General features: G+C 48.0%; 16 protein-coding genes. 2 read left to right on the top strand and 14 right to left on the bottom strand.

Annotated elements, in window-relative coordinates:
• Positions 1–38 precede the first annotated feature (38 nt).
• Positions 39–833 (top strand): YtjB family periplasmic protein, encoded by a 795-nt coding sequence (locus tag CFF01_RS05345; RefSeq protein ID WP_232479511.1) that lies wholly within the window; start codon positions 39–41, stop codon positions 831–833.
• 74 nt (positions 834–907) lie between these two features.
• Here CFF01_RS05345 and deoD read toward each other — a convergent pair whose 3' ends face one another.
• From deoD to pnp, 11 genes are all read right to left on the bottom strand, one after another.
• Positions 908–1,618 (bottom strand): purine-nucleoside phosphorylase, encoded by a 711-nt coding sequence (gene deoD / locus CFF01_RS05340; RefSeq protein WP_033537417.1) that lies wholly within the window; start codon positions 1,616–1,618, stop codon positions 908–910.
• Positions 1,619–1,726: 108 nt separating this feature from the next.
• A complete protein-coding gene (locus tag CFF01_RS05335) occupies positions 1,727–2,944 on the bottom strand; it encodes a phosphopentomutase (protein WP_033537416.1) in 1,218 nt (405 codons plus the stop codon).
• 11 nt (positions 2,945–2,955) lie between these two features.
• Positions 2,956–4,287: a thymidine phosphorylase gene (gene deoA / locus CFF01_RS05330; RefSeq protein WP_033537415.1), complete on the bottom strand. Its 1,332-nt coding sequence runs from the start codon at positions 4,285–4,287 to the stop codon at positions 2,956–2,958.
• Positions 4,288–4,444: 157 nt separating this feature from the next.
• The gene (gene deoC / locus CFF01_RS05325; protein WP_088904105.1) at positions 4,445–5,218 is read right to left on the bottom strand and encodes a deoxyribose-phosphate aldolase; all 774 of its coding nucleotides are present in this window, start codon (positions 5,216–5,218) and stop codon (positions 4,445–4,447) included.
• Between the two features lie 453 nt (positions 5,219–5,671).
• A complete protein-coding gene (locus CFF01_RS05320) occupies positions 5,672–6,508 on the bottom strand; it encodes a nucleoside-specific channel-forming Tsx family protein (protein ID WP_088905884.1) in 837 nt (278 codons plus the stop codon).
• Positions 6,509–6,850: 342 nt separating this feature from the next.
• Positions 6,851–8,110, bottom strand: a complete 1,260-nt coding sequence (locus tag CFF01_RS05315) for a NupC/NupG family nucleoside CNT transporter (RefSeq protein WP_088904104.1) — start codon at positions 8,108–8,110, stop codon at positions 6,851–6,853.
• 177 nt (positions 8,111–8,287) lie between these two features.
• Positions 8,288–9,124: a TatD family hydrolase gene (locus CFF01_RS05310; protein WP_332459638.1), complete on the bottom strand. Its 837-nt coding sequence runs from the start codon at positions 9,122–9,124 to the stop codon at positions 8,288–8,290.
• The gene (locus CFF01_RS05305; RefSeq protein ID WP_088904103.1) at positions 9,108–9,293 is read right to left on the bottom strand and encodes a hypothetical protein; all 186 of its coding nucleotides are present in this window, start codon (positions 9,291–9,293) and stop codon (positions 9,108–9,110) included. The genes CFF01_RS05310 and CFF01_RS05305 overlap by 17 nt, the downstream gene beginning before the upstream one ends.
• Positions 9,294–9,388: 95 nt before the next feature.
• On the bottom strand, positions 9,389–10,969 hold the full coding sequence (prfC, locus tag CFF01_RS05300) for a peptide chain release factor 3 (protein ID WP_033537411.1): 1,581 nt from the start codon (positions 10,967–10,969) through the stop codon (positions 9,389–9,391).
• Positions 10,970–11,161: 192 nt separating this feature from the next.
• The gene (nlpI, locus tag CFF01_RS05295; RefSeq protein WP_033537410.1) at positions 11,162–12,052 is read right to left on the bottom strand and encodes a lipoprotein NlpI; all 891 of its coding nucleotides are present in this window, start codon (positions 12,050–12,052) and stop codon (positions 11,162–11,164) included.
• Positions 12,053–12,189: 137 nt separating this feature from the next.
• Positions 12,190–14,292, bottom strand: a complete 2,103-nt coding sequence (gene pnp, locus CFF01_RS05290) for a polyribonucleotide nucleotidyltransferase (protein WP_088904102.1) — start codon at positions 14,290–14,292, stop codon at positions 12,190–12,192.
• 198 nt (positions 14,293–14,490) lie between these two features.
• Here pnp and CFF01_RS05285 point away from each other — a divergent pair, with 198 nt between their 5' ends.
• Positions 14,491–16,524 carry a putative bifunctional diguanylate cyclase/phosphodiesterase gene (locus tag CFF01_RS05285; RefSeq protein ID WP_088904101.1) on the top strand — a complete coding sequence of 678 codons (2,034 nt, stop codon included), beginning with the start codon at positions 14,491–14,493 and terminating at the stop codon, positions 16,522–16,524.
• An 86-nt stretch (positions 16,525–16,610) separates the two neighbouring features.
• Here the strand turns inward: CFF01_RS05285 and rpsO are convergent, their stop codons facing one another.
• From rpsO to rbfA, 3 genes are all read right to left on the bottom strand, one after another.
• Positions 16,611–16,880 carry a 30S ribosomal protein S15 gene (gene rpsO / locus CFF01_RS05280; protein WP_033537407.1) on the bottom strand — a complete coding sequence of 90 codons (270 nt, stop codon included), beginning with the start codon at positions 16,878–16,880 and terminating at the stop codon, positions 16,611–16,613.
• A gap of 95 nt (positions 16,881–16,975) precedes the next feature.
• Complete coding sequence (gene truB / locus CFF01_RS05275; RefSeq protein WP_088904100.1) at positions 16,976–17,923, bottom strand: tRNA pseudouridine(55) synthase TruB; 948 nt, start codon at positions 17,921–17,923, stop codon at positions 16,976–16,978.
• Complete coding sequence (gene rbfA / locus CFF01_RS05270; RefSeq protein ID WP_033537405.1) at positions 17,923–18,345, bottom strand: 30S ribosome-binding factor RbfA; 423 nt, start codon at positions 18,343–18,345, stop codon at positions 17,923–17,925. Before rbfA ends, truB begins: the two co-directional genes overlap by 1 nt.
• Positions 18,346–18,400: the final 55 nt, after the last annotated feature.

The following is an 18,400-nucleotide window of genomic DNA, read 5'->3' as shown; positions in this document are numbered from 1 at the left end:
CATGCTTCTCCGGGTATCGGGTTTGTAGATAATCCATTATGATTAATAAAACCCTTATCATCTTCAGGTACAAAGTGTTTTTTCTTAAAGGACTCAAAAAGACCCAAAGGCTAACGCGACTGCTACAGTTCAGTGTCGCCATTGCACTCATGGTGGGGCTGTTTCAGTTATGGGAAACTAGCCTACTACAAGGCCAGCAGCTTCTAAAGTCCCAAACCCAAAAGATGGCACGTTTATTAGTGCAGCAGACCGCCTATGGTGCAGCCCCAGCCCTGCAACTGCAAAATGACGAGCAACTGCAGTGGCTCACCAGCGCTTTGGTGTTGGATCCTAAAGTGATGTCGGCGACCATATTTAGTGAGCAAGGGCAACGCCTAGCCTTCGCCCAGAGCGTCACCGATGAGCCATTAGAACCTGAATCTGATGAGTTAAAAGCACTGCTCTCTGCCTACCCACCCTATGTCGAAGCCGTACTGCAAGATGATAAAAATCTCGGCTATATCGAAGTGCGACTGGTGCCGCAGCGCTTCTTCAACGAGATCAAAGAGGCGCACCAGCTCAACATGGAGCAACAGCAGATGATGCTGATCATCGCCGGCCTGATTGGCATGCTGCTCTCGCGCGCCCTCTCCTTTAAACGGGCCGACTTTGACCGCCGCAAGACCAAGATCAGACTGGGTAAGAAACTCGCTGCCACTTTGGGATCGGGTGATGCGCAGGAAAGCAACGACGCCTCCCCGGATGCTGCCAGTGACTCAGAGCAAGGCAGTGCTAAGAAACAGTCCCAGGCCAAAGATAAAGACAATTCTTCGGCGCCGCATAAGCCGGGCTAAGACTTAGAACATCTCAGAGCAGACACAAAAAAACGGGCCAATAGGCCCGTTTTTACTGAACACTTGCGTGATAATTACAGTGTAATTGCCGCTTCCAGTGTCATTTCGATCATTTCGTTGAAAGTGGTTTGACGCTCGTCAGAAGAGGTCTTTTCACCGGTACGAATATGATCAGATACGGTTACCACACATAGCGCCTTAGCACCAAACTCTTTGGCAACGCCGTATAGACCAGCGGCTTCCATCTCAACACCTAGTACGTCCATTTTCTCCATCACGTCGAACATTTCTGGATCTGGCGTGTAGAAAAGATCAGCAGAGAAAACGTTACCTACGCGGTACTTAGTGCCTTTTGCTTCGGCAGCCTTAACCACGGCGCTTAACAAACCATAGTCACAGATAGCCGCGAAATCTTGGCCTTTGAAACGTAGACGGTTAACTTGAGAGTCAGTACAAGCACCCATACCGATGATCACGTCACGTACCTTAACGTCAGTGCTGATCGCACCACAAGTACCCACGCGGATCAGGTTCTTCACGCCGTAATCTTTGATCAGCTCAGTCGCATAGATAGAGCAAGAAGGAATACCCATGCCTGAACCCATCACAGAGATACGTACGCCTTTGTAAGTACCTGTGAAACCTAGCATGTTACGCACGTCAGTCACTTGCTCAACGTTCTCAAGGAAAGTTTCTGCAATGTACTTAGCACGTAGTGGATCGCCTGGGAATAACACTGTATCAGCGAATGCACCGTCAACTGCATTAATGTGTGGTGTAGCCATCTATATAACCCCTATTTTTAGACTTAAGTCTTTTTCTAGTAGCGGTGGCCGAATGAAGCCACCAAATCTTAATATGTTAGCAGGATGGCCTGAAGCCATCCTTGTCACCTAGGCGACAAATGATTCGCCGTATTCCATCGGCTCCAGACCGAAGTAAGTCGCAATGCTCTGACCGATATCGGCGAAGCTATTACGGCGCCCCAAAGAGCCTGGTGCTAAGCCAGCGCCATAGGCCAATACAGGCACGCGCTCACGGGTATGATCTGTACCTTGCCAAGTTGGGTCACAACCATGGTCTGCGGTCAGCAGCAGAAGATCTTCTTCACCCAGCAGTGCCAACATCTCTGGCAGACGGCTGTCGAAGTACTCCAGCGCGCGAGCATAACCGGCGATATCGCGGCGATGGCCATAGTGAGAGTCGAAATCAACGAAGTTGGTAAACACGATGGTACGGTCACCGGCCTGCTTTACCTGCTCTAAAGTGGCATCGAACAAGTCTTCTAGACCTGTAGCCTTGACCTTCTTAGTAATACCGCAATGGGCATAAATATCGGCAATCTTACCCACACTCACCACTTCACCACCGGCCTCTTTTAACTTGTCGAGTACAGTCTTTGATGGTGGCTCAACCGCATAGTCTTTACGGTTACCGGTACGGGCGAAATCACTTGGGTCCTTACCAACGAATGGACGGGCTATAACACGGCCGATGTTGTATGGCTCAAGCTCTTCACGGGCGATCTGACACAAGGTATAGAGGTTTTCCAGACCAAATGTCTCTTCATGACAAGCGATTTGGAACACTGAGTCTGCCGAGGTATAGAAGATAGGCAGTCCAGAGCGCATATGCTCTTCGCCGAGCTCTTCGAGAATCGCAGTACCTGACGCGTGGCAGTTACCCAGAAAACCTGATAAACCCGCACGCTCTAAAATCTTATCGGTCAGCTCTTTAGGGAAAGAGTTTTTCAAGTCGCTAAAGTAGCCCCACTCATAAAGCACAGGCACACCCGCCATTTCCCAATGACCACTCGGCGTATCTTTACCCGAGCTCAGCTCATCGGCATGACCGTAAGCACCAATCACTTCAACATCGTCACTGAAGCCAGCCGCAAAGCTGCCAGTGCTCTCTTTGGCGGCAAGTGCCAGGCCAAGTTTGGCCAGGTTAGGTAGCTTAAGCGGGCCTTCACGACCTTCGTTTGCCTTCCCCTCGGCACATGCCTTAGCGATATGACCGAAGGTATTTGAGCCCGTGTCGCCGAAGGCTTCCGCATCTTTTGCTGCACCCACTCCAAAAGAGTCGAGCATCATAATGACTGTTCTTTTCATCTTTTACTCTCCTAGAGATCTGACTGACGAATGTACCGATAGATCTCTGGTGTTTTTTCTGGCGCTTCATCGCCAATGTGAATCGCTTTCTTCACGGCCGCAGCCGCTTCTTCGAAGGCGCTTTCCGATTGCGCATGTACCATGGCGATCGGCTTGTCTGCGGTGATCTCATCACCCAGGGCACATACCTGAGTCAGACCTACGCTATAATCGAGTGCATCACCAGGCTTACGACGGCCACCACCTAAGGTCACCACCGCCAGGCCAAGCTCGCGGGTATCCATCGCAGCAGCAAATCCGCTGCGGTCAGCATACACAGGACGAATAATTTGCGATTGTGGCAGGTACTTAGCATAGTTTTCGATAAAGTCTGCCGGGCCGCCCAGGCCTGCGATCATACGGCCAAAGACATCTGCAGCCTTACCGTTATCCAACACCCTGTTCAGCTTATCGCGAGCCTCTGCTTCATTTGCCGCAAGACCACCTAGCTGTAACATCTCGGCGCACAGACCCATGGTCACTTCATAAAGACGCGGATTACGATAAGCACCGGTTAGGAAATCAACCGCTTCTTTTACTTCTACCGCGTTACCGGCACATGACGCCAAAACTTGGTTCATGTCTGTAAGCAGGGCTGTAGTCTTAGTGCCTGCACCATTAGCCACTGCAGTGATACTGCGGGCAAGCTCTTCAGAGGCTTCATAGGTCGGCATAAAGGCGCCACTACCTACCTTGACGTCCATGGCAAGTGCATCGAGGCCAGCGGCAAGTTTTTTGGAAAGAATAGAAGCTGTGATGAGAGAAATGGATTCAACGGTGGCGGTATTATCGCGAATAGAATAGAAACGTTTATCGGCGGGAACCAGATCACCGGTTTGGCCTATGATGGCGACACCCGCTTCTTTCACGACTTTTCTGAACAGGTCGCTGTCAGGCTCTGTCTGGTAACCCGGAATCGCATCGAACTTATCCAGAGTGCCACCTGTATGACCCAAGCCACGACCTGAAATCATTGGCACATAACCACCACAGGCGGCGGCCATGGGGCCAAGCATCAGGCTGATCACATCACCCACACCACCAGTACTGTGTTTGTCGATGATAGGACCATCCAGGCCAAGGTTTTTCCAGTTGAGAACGGTGCCAGAGTCACGCATGGCTGTGGTTAGCGCAATACGTTCATCCATGTTCATGTCTTTGAAATAGACCGCCATACCCAAAGCGGCTATTTGACCTTCTGAAACCGTGTTGTTAGTGATCCCTTGAACAAAAAACTGGATCTCCTGGGTCGACAAAGCTTCGCCATTACGTTTTTTACGAATAATCTCTTGTGCTAGAAACATGGTACTGCCTCCGAATTTGTCACAAAAAATCGTTTTTTAGTGACAAACTCTCTTTTTTAACGCCAAAACCGTAATTTAATTACAATAACTATATACAAGTTTTGGCGTTATCAAATAGATTTAGATCACACTTAACTAATAACGCTAACCACGCTGATTAGTAACCTTGAGGTCCCTGTGGCGCTTCACCTAACTCCAGAGTGTGTAGCAAGTTAGTCAGCAAGCTCGATGCACCAAAACGGAAGGTACGTGGAGTTGCCCAGTCTTTACCTAGCAAGCGTTCAGCAACGCCTAAGAACTCTTCTGCAGCCGCAGCATCACGCACGCCACCGGCTGGCTTGAATCCGACTTTAGGGTTCTTCTCTGCGATAACCGTCATCATGATCTCAGCCGCTTCTAAGGTGGCGTTCACTTCCACTTTACCAGTAGAGGTCTTAATAAAGTCAGCGCCAGCATCGATAGACAGTTCAGAGGCTTTACGGATTAGTGCAGGGTCTTGCAATACGCCAGACTCGATAATCACCTTAAGCAATACATCGTCACCACAGGCTTCTTTACAGGCTTTGACCAGCTCATAACCCACAGTCTCATTGCCTTCCATCAGAGCACGATATGGGAACACCACATCCACCTCATCGGCACCATAGGCAACGGCCGCACGCGTCTCTAGCACAGCGATCGCGATATCATCGTTACCATGGGGGAAGTTAGTGACTGTCGCAATTTTGATCTCTTCACAACCCATTTCATTTAGGGTCTTGCGAGCAATAGGAATAAAACGAGGATAAATACAGATTGCAGCAGTGTTACCTGCAGGTGTCTTCGCCTTGTGACATAACTCAATCACTTTCTGATCGGTATCGTCATCATTTAGCGTAGTCAGGTCCATTAGCTCAATGGCTTTTTGTGCTGCTTTTTTTAAATCACTCATATTAGCTCTCCGAAACGTAAATTATTAATTCAGAAATAAAAAAATTGACGTATGACAGCACCTAGAGTTGGCATCTTTTGATTATTTTTATGGCCGGGCCTTCAGGCGTTGCCGTAAATTTGTTTTATCAGTAAGACATAACAAGTTTACTAATTCAGGTATTCAATGCCCTGGTACTAACCAGAAGCGATCCTGACACAAGGGTCACGACTTGAATCCTTGAAGACCGGGAAGGGGGAACGAGTAATTATACTTTGTAGAGCAGTGTTCCAGCCTTTCCGCGAAAAATCCTTTTTAGCGCGTAAAACTACTAACCTTTATGTAAACAAACTCTATTTAATATAGTCCATGCTTAGATAAAGATTACCCACTTTGATTAAACAATCATGACAAATCAGAGTGAGAGATAAGGAGCCGCCATATCGCGGCTCCTAAGACTTACATTAGTTCAATTTAGAACTTGTAAGTTGCGGTTAAGTAGTGACCCCAACCAGTAGTCTCTAGACCAACGATACCAGCACCATCTTCAAGCAGGTATACATCTTTGAAGCCTTTGATACCATAACCAAGTGCGTAGTTGTCAGTGTGCCAGTACAGACCGAAGAAGGCTGCACCACCGTTGTCAGTCATAGGTACGAATTCATTACCCATGTCTTCGTCACCACCAAACTGCCAATCAATATAACCTTGGAAAGATAGGAAGCTCTTGTTGTCGAAGAAGTGGAAAGGCTTGAACCAGTTCATAGAGAATTGGTAACCGTTCCACTCTTTTGCGTTCAGGTCATAGTGAGCGTATAGGTTCATGCCAGTTTTGCCTAACCAAGGCACGTTTACGTCAGCACCGATACCCCAGAAAGTAGCGTTCACGTCTTCACCAATTGCTCCACCACCCCAGTTGAATAGAGTAGAGAAGTACAGCTCTTGAACAGGACCAAAAGACAGGTCTGTACCAGTGATCGCATCTAGAGAGAAACGAGGTGCGAACTTCATGAACATCTTGCTGGCGCCAGAACCTGATGCCTTGTCGCCAGAGCTTTCGTTACCTAGGTTGAACACATCAACATAACCATACAGATCAACGATACCCTTACGGCCGCCAAATTCCATCTCTAGGTAGTTATGGTGTGCTGAATCACCACCAATTGGATGCTCGTCGATAGCGTACATAGCATTGAACTGCATCCACTTATAATCGGTAGCGTAGATATCTGAGCGATCTGCAGCAAATGCGTTGCCAGACATTGCAGCTACTGCAGTAGCGGCTAAAGCTAAAGTTTTAACGTTTTTCATCATCAACCCCATTATTTTATGGTTTTACTGCTCTTTACGAGTCAGCGTTTCTTTCTTTGTTGGCGCCGCATTTTACTCAAATTGGATTAAATCACAATATAATTAATGTAAAAATGCGAACACAAAATTCTAACATCAAAACAAACTTCTGATTTATCTCAAATATTGGTGATTAATCACCCACTGAATCGAAGTTCATTTACACACGGCTCTCCATCAGCAAGGCTGATAAACGGCCATATTGTTACTAAATTTTACGAAAAATGGTTGGGTTAACGCTGACTCTGCCCTGCTGGGCAGAGTCGTCGTTCAGGGGCATCCCCCCAAGGAATTACCTGAGACTTATAACGCTAGGAAAAGACCTGCTAGCGTTGCACTCATAAGGTTAGCAAGTGAACCTGCAACCACAGCGCGTAGACCAAGTTTAGCTAGGTCGTGGCGACGTGTAGGAGCCATTGCACCCAGACCACCAAGCAGAATGGCGATTGAAGATAGGTTCGCAAATCCACATAGTGCAAATGAGATAATCGCTTTGGTTCTGTCAGACATAACCGCGTTTGTTGCTTCAACTAAGACACCGCCATCAGCAACATCTTTTAGGTATGGAGCAAAGTTTAGGTAAGCCACGAATTCGTTAACAACAATCTTCTGACCAATGAAAGAACCGGCAACAAGGGCTTCGTTCCAAGGCACACCGATAAGGAATGCAAGAGGCATGAAGATGTAACCTAGGATTAGTTCTAGCGTAATACCTTCTAGACCGAATATACCAGTCACACCACCGATGATACCGTTGATCATAGCGATTAAGCCTACGAAAGCGATCAACATTGCACCAACGTTTAGCGCAAGGTGCATACCAGATGAAGCACCTGCTGCTGCAGCGTCTAGTACGTTAGCTGGCTTGTCAGGATCTTCTGGCAGCTCTTCCATTTCGTTAACAGTTTTATCTGTTTCAGGATGCATCAGCTTAGCCATCAATAGACCACCTGGAGCAGCCATGAATGACGCCGCTACTAGGTATTCAATTGGTACACCCATCTGCGCGTAACCAGCAAGAACTGAACCAGCGATAGACGCTAGACCACCCACCATGATGGCGAAAAGTTCAGACTGAGTCATAGTCGCGATAAACGGACGAACCACAAGTGGCGCTTCTGTTTGACCAACGAAGATGTTAGCAGTTGCTGACATAGACTCTGTGCGGCTGGTACCCAAGGCTTTCTGTAGACCACCACCGATGATACGGATGATCCACTGCATGATGCCTAGGTAGTAAAGCACAGCGATTAGAGAAGAGAAGAAAACGATAACAGGTAGAACGTTAATCGCGAAGATGAAACCAACTTTAAACTGGGCTAAATCGCCGAACAGGAAGTTGATACCGTTTTGAGCATAACTGATCACGCTTGATACGCCGTCAGAAACACCTTTTAGAATGTCTTTACCGATTGGCACATATAACACGAAACCAGCGAAGAACGCCTGAATCGCTAGTGCACCAAATACGGTACGCATATTGATAGCTTTTCTGTCTTTAGACAGTAAAAAACCGATCCCGAGTAGGACGACCACCCCTACTAAACTCATTAAAATATCCATTAACCATCACCCTATTGTTAATACTTTTTAATTATGTTGTTAACCAACCTTTTTCACCGTCAGATTATACCCGACCGTATGGCTAAAATCGTCGTTTTGATCAAGTTTTTGAAGTTTTATTTCAAGACCTTACAAAAAAAACTTGGTGCGATTAACATCTGTTTTTTTAAAAATAAACTAGAGGTCAAAGAGTTGCAGCGTATTTTGAAACACCTGTTCTGAGACGCGAACGCTAGATTTTTTCTGCAATTTAGCGATTTTCTGGATTAGCAAACGCAAAATTAAGCTGGAACCGCCGGTTTTATCGGCAAAGTCTGGCTTTTTAACCTGCGAAACCAGGGCTAAATCAGTCTCTATCACCAGATGATCTAACGGTAACTTGACAAGGGTTTCTTGCAATTTTTTCGCCTTTTCCTCTAACAACAGATGGCCAATTCCTATGTAACACCCCGCATCCACATAGCGCTGAGCCAATTGCATCGAGCCATAAAAGCCATGTATGACACCTCCTTTCACCAGGGGATACCGCTTAAGTAACGCCAGCACCTCATTGTGAGCTTTAACGCTATGTAAGATCACCGGTAACTTATGTCGTTGCGCCAACTGTAATTGCGCCTCAAAACAGGGAAGCTGATAGCCCCAGCTCTGCCTATGGAGGCCATCCAACCCACACTCCCCCACAGCGACCAGACGAGGATCATCGCCCTGCACTTCAAGCAGTTTAGACAAGTTTTCAATATCTTGCTGCCAATTGTGATTGCAATACCAAGGATGAACGCCTAAGCCATAGCTAAAATCATACGAAGAGGCGACAAGCAACTGTTTCGCCCACTTCTGTGGGCTGACACCTGGGATCACAGCCTGCCTGACCCCAGCCCGTTTAAGCGATGCCACTAAGGCATCCCGGTCAGCGTCGAACTCATCGAAGTCCAGATGTACATGACTATCGATCATGGCTAAGGGAGGCTCTGGAGGGACGACACCCGATAATGCTTGTTTAGGGCTTGGCATCATCGTTCAACGCTTCTGTACCGGCTGATTTAGCCTCAGCTTCAGCTTTTGACTGCTTAGTCGACACCAAGTCAGGCTCACTAAGTTTAGGAGCACAGCAACGCTGATTTTCCGGCGTCAGTCCCATACGATCACACCAAGCCACATAGGCTTGCCACCACTTAACCAACATATCTCCTCCCAAGTGGTTTAAACATCATCATCACTATACTTAACGAACAAAAAATGTGCACAAAAAAAGCAGCCTAGGCTGCTTTTTTATCGGAATTAATTTTCCCGCGTTTTGGCAAATTCGATATCCGGATAACGTTCCATCGACAGGTTAAGGTTAACCATAGTCGGGGCGACATAAGTCAGGTTATCGCCACCATCGAGTGCAAGGTTATTACTGCATTTACGCTTAAACTCTTCCAGTTTCTTGCTATCTTTGCTGTACACCCAACGCGCCGTGGCTACGCTGATCGCCTCATAGATAGCCTCAACCTTGTATTCACTCTTAAGACGCTGTACTACCACCTCAAACTGCAGCACACCGACAGCGCCCACAATCAGATCGTTTGTATCCAATGGGCGGAACACCTGCACGGCACCTTCTTCTGAGAGCTGAACCAGACCTTTAAGCAATTGCTTCTGCTTGAGCGGGTCTTTAAGCCTGATACGACGGAACATCTCAGGCGCAAAGTTAGGAATTCCGGTAAAGCGCAGCTTTTCGCCTTGAGTAAAGGTGTCACCAATGCGAATGGTTCCGTGATTGTGTAATCCGATAATATCGCCAGGATAAGCCGCCTCAGCGCGATTACGGTCACCCGCCATAAAGGTTAAGGCATCACTTACGTTTACATCTTTACCTATGCGCACATGGTGCATCTTCATTCCCTGCTCGTAACGTCCTGAGCAGATGCGCATAAAGGCCACACGGTCTCTGTGCTTAGGATCCATATTTGCTTGAATCTTAAACACGAAGCCACTGAATTTAGGTTCGTCCGGCTCAACATTGCGTAGATCCGACTCACGCGCCTGAGGACGCGGTGCCCACTCGACAATGCCGTCAAGAATATGGTCAACACCAAAGTTACCCAGTGCAGTACCGAAGAATACCGGCGTCAGCTCGCCCTTAAGGAAAGCCTCTAAATCAAATTCGTGAGAGGCACCGAGTACCAACTCCATCTCGTCGCGCAGATCTTGTGCATAGCTGCCGATCGCCTCATCGAGTTCTGGATTATCCAGTCCCTTGATGACACGCGAATCCTGAATGGTATGACCCATGCCGCCCTGATACAGTACCACTTCGTCACGCAGCAGGTGATAGACACCTTTAAACTCCTTGCCAGCACCGATAGGCCAAGTGATCGGCGCACAGGCAATATTGAGTACGTTTTCCACTTCATCCATCAGTTCGATAGGATCGCGGATATCGCGGTCAAGTTTGTTCATGAAAGTCACGATAGGCGTATCACGCAGACGTGTCACTTCCATTAATTTAATTGTGCGCTGCTCTACACCTTTAGCCGAGTCGATCACCATAAGGCAAGAATCCACCGCGGTCAGCGTACGATAGGTATCTTCCGAGAAGTCTTCGTGACCCGGGGTATCCAGCAGGTTGACCAGGGCTTCACGATAGGGAAACTGCATCACAGAGGTAGTAATCGAAATACCACGATCTTTTTCCATCTCCATCCAGTCAGACTTGGCATGCTGTCCCGACTTCTTGCCTTTTACCGTTCCCGCCTTCTGCAAAGCCTGTCCGAATAACAAGACCTTTTCGGTGATAGTGGTTTTACCCGCATCGGGGTGCGAGATGATGGCGAAAGTACGACGCTTGTCGACTTCAACTTTATTGCCTGACATGATTACCTGCGAATTTGATGGAGTGCTAAAAGCCGGCAATTATAGCGCCAAGCTTAGCTTATGGCTAGTTTAGCAACCGGAATCTGCAGGGCTTAGCGACGCCTTACAGGGTGTGTCCCAATTGCCGGAAAGAGAAAGGCCCTTTCACACAAAAAGGGCCTTTAGCACTGTTTAACTGAACTTTCGCTCGTCTTAGGGCTGGGTGAGCAACTCACTCATGTTTGCCAGCTCTACCCTGGCATACCTGTGTTCAACGAAATCATAGATATTAGTCGCTAAGGCAAGCCTGAAATAGTTGGCAGCATCGCTGTAGTTACCCTGCTTCTGAGCCACTTTAGCGATGTAAAAGTAGGCCTCGCAAAGACGCTCTGCGTACTCATTAGGATGACTTAAGCCCTGCTTGGCGATCTGAAACACTTGGTCGCGGCTCAGCTTACCGAGATAAAAATCCACTAAGGTTGTAGACCACTGAGAGTCATCAAGCTTGCTTCGATTTTCAGCTAAGTGCAGCTTTGCCTGCTCGGCATCACGCTTAACCTCGGTAATATAAAGCCACAGGGCGCGATAGCCATCTTGCTCATTGGCCTGATAGAAAGATTGCATGTCGGCAACGGCAAGCTCATCACGCTGTCCATAGTAAAGCGCTATACCACGATTCAGATAGGCATAATCATATTCGGGGGATAACTCGAGCACGGCATCGAACGCCTCATAGGCACTCTCGAATTCGCCTTCCTGGGTGTAATAGATGCCGATAAAGTTATAGGCATCAGCAAGATTAGGCTGGAGTTTTAATGATTGGTGAAAATCGATACGGCTAAGAATGCGCAGGCCAACACTGTCATAAATAACGCCGCGATCATAGTGAAAACGAGCACGCTGCTCTGGCGTTAACTCTGCAGAGGCTAAGATATCATTGAGCCTTGCCAGGGTGACTTCAAGTTTGTAGTCAGGCATAACGGGGGCGACCATTAACTTACCCTGCTCCGCCGTTGCTGCCGGTTGAGTCGATACACATCCTGTTAGTAACAAACTTAAGCCAGTCATCATAGCTAACGAGACCGAGCGCAATTTATAAGTCATCCATTTAACCTTTTCACCGCTGCAATAGCCCCAATCATAGCAATACCAACTAGTCACGGCTATCTTCAATTAGTAAAAACCAATAAAAAAGGAGACCTATTGGTCTCCTTTTAATCTCAACTCGCTTTAGCTATCGATTATTCGCTTGCCGCTTCTTCTTTCGGCTGAGCTTCTTTCATCGACAGACGTACGCGGCCTTGGCGATCAACTTCCATCACCTTAACCTTCACTTCCTGACCAACTTCTAAGTAGTCAGAAACGTTAGCAACACGCTCTTCAGCGATTTGTGAAATATGCACCAGACCGTCTTTACCCGGAAGGATAGTCACGAAGGCACCGAAGTCAACGATACGAACAACCTTACCATTGTAAACAGTACCGACTTCAACTTCTGCAGTGATCTCCTGGATACGACGGATAGCTTCTTTAGTCGCTTCGCCGTTAGCTGAAGCAATCTTCACAGTACCGTCATCTTCCAGCTCGATGGTAGTGCCAGTCTCTTCGGTTAGCGCGCGAATGGTTGCGCCACCTTTACCAATCACGTCACGAATCTTCTCTGGGTTAATCTTCAGAGTGGTGATACGTGGAGCGTGATCAGAGATATCTGCACGGTGACCAGAGATAGCTTGGTCCATCACGTTCAAGATATGCACACGAGCACCATAGGCTTGTTGCAGTGCGATCTGCATGATCTCCTGAGTGATACCTTCGATCTTGATATCCATCTGCAGTGCAGTGATACCGTCACGAGTACCGGCTACTTTAAAGTCCATGTCACCTAAGTGATCTTCATCACCCAAGATGTCAGACAGAACGACAAAGTCATCGCCTTCCTTCACTAGACCCATAGCAATACCGGCAACCGAAGTCTTGATCGGTACACCAGCGTCCATCAGTGCCAGAGAAGTACCACATACAGAAGCCATAGAGCTTGAACCGTTAGATTCTGTGATTTCAGACACTACACGTACGCTGTATGGGAACTCTTCAGCCGTTGGCATAACGGCATTGATACCGCGCCATGCTAGCTTACCGTGACCAATTTCACGACGCTTAGGCGAACCAACCATACCGGTTTCACCAACAGAGTATGGTGGGAAGTTGTAGTGCAGCATGAAGCGGCTGGTTTGCTCGCCCATGATGCTATCGATCTTCTGTGCGTCACGCTCAGTACCTAAGGTACAAGTGACCAGTGCCTGAGTTTCACCACGGGTGAACAGTGCACTACCGTGAGTACGTGGCAGTACGCCAGCCATCACGCTCAGGGCACGGATCATATCTGGCTCACGGCCGTCGATACGTGGGTTACCAGCGATGATTCGGCTACGAACAACCTTCTTCTCCAGGCTACCCAGCAGCTTGTCGGCTTCAGCAAGATCAACGTCTGGATTTTCTTCTACCAGCTTAGCGATAGCCGCTTGCTTCACTTCGATAACGGCGTCACGACGCTCATGCTTAGCAGTGATCTGGTAAGCATTGGTAAAACCTTCTTCGGCCAGTACGCGAACCTTCTCAACCAACTCAGCATCAACTTCAGCAGGTTTCCAGTCCCACATTGGCTTGTTTACTTCGGCGCGCAGTTCTTTAATGGCATTGATCACCACTTGCTGCTGCTCGTGACCATAAACCACTGCACCTAGCATAACTTCTTCAGGCAGAGCACTGGCTTCAGACTCAACCATAAGTACCGCATTTTCGGTACCAGCAACAGACAGCTCAAGTTGACTCTCTTTTAACTGAGAAACCGTTGGGTTGAGGATATATTCGCCATCGACATAACCTACTTGGGCTGAACCTAGTGGACCGTTGAATGGGATGCCTGAGATAGACAGCGCCGCCGAGGTACCTATCATAGAGATAACTTCTGGGCTGATCTCTGGATCAACAGAAACCACAGTGATGATGACTTGAACTTCGTTCTTAAAACCATTCGGGAATAGTGGACGAATAGGACGGTCAATCAGACGCGCAGTAAGGGTTTCGCCTTCTGAAGGACGGCCTTCGCGTTTGAAAAATCCACCAGGGATTTTACCCGCAGCGTAAGTTTTTTCCTGGTAATTAACGGTTAACGGGAAAAAGTCACGACCTGGCTCTTCAGCTTTCTTGCCAACAACAGTTACCAATACTGTTGTATCACCCATACTTGCCAAAACAGCTGCGTCTGCTTGACGTGCAATAACCCCAGTCTCTAGCGTGACTGTGTGCTGACCATATTCAAAACTCTTTACGATTGGATTCACGTGAACCTTTCCTTAATTTAATAACCTTAATTTCGCGGCTAAGTATACTGCAAGTCTAATCAATAGATAAAGAGCACATGTAGATGACAAAGCGTAATCTTTTCTCTAAAGTGGGTAGATAAAGATAAATTTCTGTCTATCGCTGCTTTTTCTAAAAAATAGAATGTGATTGGTCACTAAGAATGTAAGGGGTGGCAAATGAGCACACGGTTCAAATCGTTAACATGGAAACAAACAACACTGGTTGTGTTTTCAGCGTTATTTTTTGCCGTTGCTATTTTTATCGTCGAAGTCGCGCTTGTCGGCATCTCCGCCCGTCAACAACTTATCGTTGCTCAAGAAGAACTCCTGGACTCCATTGAACAACCCGCCGCTAATGCCGTCTGGGCACTTGATGATAATCTTGCCGCCCAAACCCTTGAGGGAATACTTAAGGTTGAACATGTCGGCGAAGCAGTGATCGAACTCGACGATGGCAGCATGTTTGTCTCAATGAATAATCCTTTTACCGATAACCCCTTAGTCCGCACAATGAGCGAAAAACTGTTTGGCGATTTGAAACAGTTCAGCCGCACCTTATATCGGCCTTCTTTTTTTGAGGGAACAGAGAAGCAGCAGGTCATAGGTACACTCACCATTTTCTATAACACCCAGGAACTGGCAAATACACTCTTTTCCCAGCTGCGTTTCAGTTTTCTGGCGACCTTAGCCCGCGCCCTACTGGTAACCATGGCTCTGTCGATCATCTTCCATCGCTTCCTCACTAAACCCATTGCCGAGATCAGTGAAGCGATAGATAAAATCGACCCTGAACTACCGGACGAAAACTTACTGCCCACGTCATCTGCCCACCAGGACGATGAGCTGGGATTAGTGACATCAAAATTCAACCAAATCTTAATCCAATTTGGTCAAACCCAAAGCAAATTGCGCCGCATGGCCACCCGAGATCCCTTAACCGGTCTGCCCAACCGCACCTTGCTACTAGAAACCATAGCGGTATCGATTCAAAGAGCGAGAGTACATAAACATCAATTTACCATGTTGTTTATCGATCTCGATCGCTTCAAAAACGTTAATGATTCACTTGGTCATGCCCTGGGTGATCAATTTCTGGCGCGTATCGCCAGGGTGTTAGAGCGTGTCGTTGGCGATCGTGGTACCGTCGCCCGCCTCGGCGGCGATGAGTTTGTTATCTTAGCCGAAGATGCCAGAACACCAGATCAGGCAGCTGACTTTGTCGACAAGCTACTGATGCAGCTTAACGTGCCGCTTCAACTCAATGAACACACGATTCACCCTGCGGCCTCAGTGGGGATCTCCATCTACCCAGACGATGGCTTGAGCGCCGAAGATTTGATTCGCCACGCCGATATAGCCATGTACAGCGCCAAAGCGGCGGGGTCGAACCAATGGGCCTTCTTTAAGCAGCAGATGACTGAACGAGCTGCGGTGCGCCTGAGAACCGAAGCCTCGCTTCACGATGCCTTAAAGAACAACGAGTTTTTACTGCACTTCCAACCCAAATTTAATATCAAAACCGGTAAGGTGATCGCTTGTGAAGCCCTGATCCGCTGGAAAAAAGATGGCCGACTCATTAGCCCAATGTCTTTTATTCCCGTTGCCGAAGAGACGGGGATTATCATCCCACTGGGACGTTGGGTGATCGAAGAAGCCTGCCGCACGCTAAAGCACTGGCGCAAACGCTACAACTACGCCATCCCCATCGCCGTTAACGTGGCCTCACAGCAATTTGCCGATGCCAGCCTGGTGCCTGACATCAAGCAACTTGCACTGAGATATCAAATAAACCCCAGTCTGTTAGAGGTAGAGATCACCGAAACCTCATTGATGAATGATATTGAGCTTGCTATTCATAAGCTCGAGCAACTTAAGAGTGCAGGCTTTGGTATCGCGGTCGATGACTTCGGTACAGGCTACTCTTCTCTCTCTTATCTGCGCCATCTACCGATCACGACGATGAAGATTGATCGCTGTTTTGTGACCGACCTGCCCAACGAAAGCGCCATCGCTTCTACTATCTTGATGCTCGGCAAACAACTGAATCTGCACATTGTGGCGGAGGGCATAGAGAACGAACAGCAACTCGATTGGTTAAAGCAGATGGATTGTGAAATAGGTCAAGGCTTCTACTATAGTCAGCCTCTGGATATTACTGAATTCGAAGAAAAATATATCGCGCCCAATACCGCCAGCATCAGCCAACTGTAGCCGCAACTGACATCAAGCTCACGCGAAAAACATCCATAAAAAAAGGAGGCTAAGCCTCCTTTTTCACTACAGCACTAATCGATTGATTAGCGACGTAGACCTAACTTCTTGATAAGCTCTTGATAGCGCTCGTTTTCAGTGCGCTTCAGGTAAGCTAGTAGCTTACGACGAGAGTTAACCATGCGAAGCAAACCACGACGTGAGTGATGATCATGGATGTGCTCTTTGAAGTGACCTTGTAGGTGGTTGATTTGTGCAGTTAGCAGTGCAACCTGAACTTCAGTAGAACCAGAATCATTCTCACCACGGCCGAAATCAGCCAGGATTTGTGCTTTTACTTCTTTACTTAGTGACATTTTTTTCTCCAAAAGTATATAAATGCTTCAGCCGATCACTAACTCAGCCGAAGAGAGCGCGCTATATTACCGATTTTATGGCCATTAAGCAAGCATTAAGCCTGCTCGTCATGCAGAACCACCAGGCGCTTTGGCGCCAGTAAGCCATCGTCATTCATCTGACCTATACCGACAAATCGCCTTGCGTCACCTAAGGTGATCCGCACCAGCTCATCGACGGGCAGATTCGCTACCTGAACAGGGTTACCATTCATCAGATAATGGGCCAGCTCATCGCTGACATTGATCTCTTTCAAATCGCTGACCGCAGTGTCCATAGGTAGCAATAAAGGATCGAGTAAGACTTTCGGTGCAACATCCTCACTTTGAGCTTGAGCAAGCAGTGCCTCTAGTTGTTCCAGGGTCACCATCTTGTCATAAGGATAACCTGCCACCCCGGTGCGGCGTAACATGATCACATGCGCGCCACAACCTAACATCTCACCCAGATCGTCTGTGATCGTGCGAATATAGGTCCCCTTGGAACAATGAATATCCAGCGTCAGTTCGTCACCTTCGAGCTTAATAAAGTTAAGCTCATGCACTGTGATAGGACGCGCCTCACGGGGCACCTCTTTGCCTTCACGGGCATACTTGTACAGAGGCTGGCCCTGATATTTGAGCGCCGAGTACATAGAAGGGACCTGCATGGTCTCACCGCGAAAATACTCAAGCGCCTCTTCGAGTTGCTGCTGAGTAAAGTCGATAGGACGCGTCTGCACCACTTCACCATCTGAATCGCTGGTATCGGTGCGCACACCCAATTTAGCGGTGACCAGATAGCGCTTATCGGCATCTAGCAGATGCTGGGAGAACTTGGTCGCTTCCCCCAAGCAGATAGGCAGCATGCCAGTGGCGAGTGGATCTAGCGCGCCTGTGTGGCCCGCCTTCGCCGCGTTATAGATACGTTTAACTCTTTGCAGGGCAAAGTTGGAGCTCATTCCCGTGTCTTTGTCCAGCAGCACTATGCCGTCGACCAATCGACCTCTAGGTTTACGCGCCATTACTTATCACCTTGCTCAGATGCTTCCTGGTCGTCATCTTCACGACCATGCTCCCGCGCTTTTGCCTCATCTTTAGTGATCACTTGACTCACCAAGTTAGACATACGCATACCTTCAACCAACGAGGCATCGTAAATGAAGCGAATTTCGGGCATCACCCTCAGCTTCATTCTGCCAGCCACTAGAGAACGTACATAACCTGATGCTGTCTCTAATGCCGCCAACTTCTCCTCGACAACGGCCTTGTCTTCCTCGAAGAAGGTGACATAGACCTTTGCATAACTAAGATCCCGTGACACATCGACATCGTTCACTGTCACCATGCCGATACGCGGATCTTTGATGTCGCGTTGCAGCACTTGGGCCAGCTCCTGCTGAAGCTGCTGTGCGATGCGACGAGTACGACTAAATTCTCTTGCCATAATATTTGCCATCTCAAAAACAGGTGACCGGCTCGGTGAAGCTGCAACCACTGCT

This window comes from Shewanella marisflavi (assembly GCF_002215585.1).
Classification (GTDB): Bacteria; Pseudomonadota; Gammaproteobacteria; order Enterobacterales; family Shewanellaceae; genus Shewanella; species Shewanella marisflavi.
Note: the sequence above shows the minus strand (reverse complement) of the source record. Positions and strands in the feature narration are given on the sequence as shown.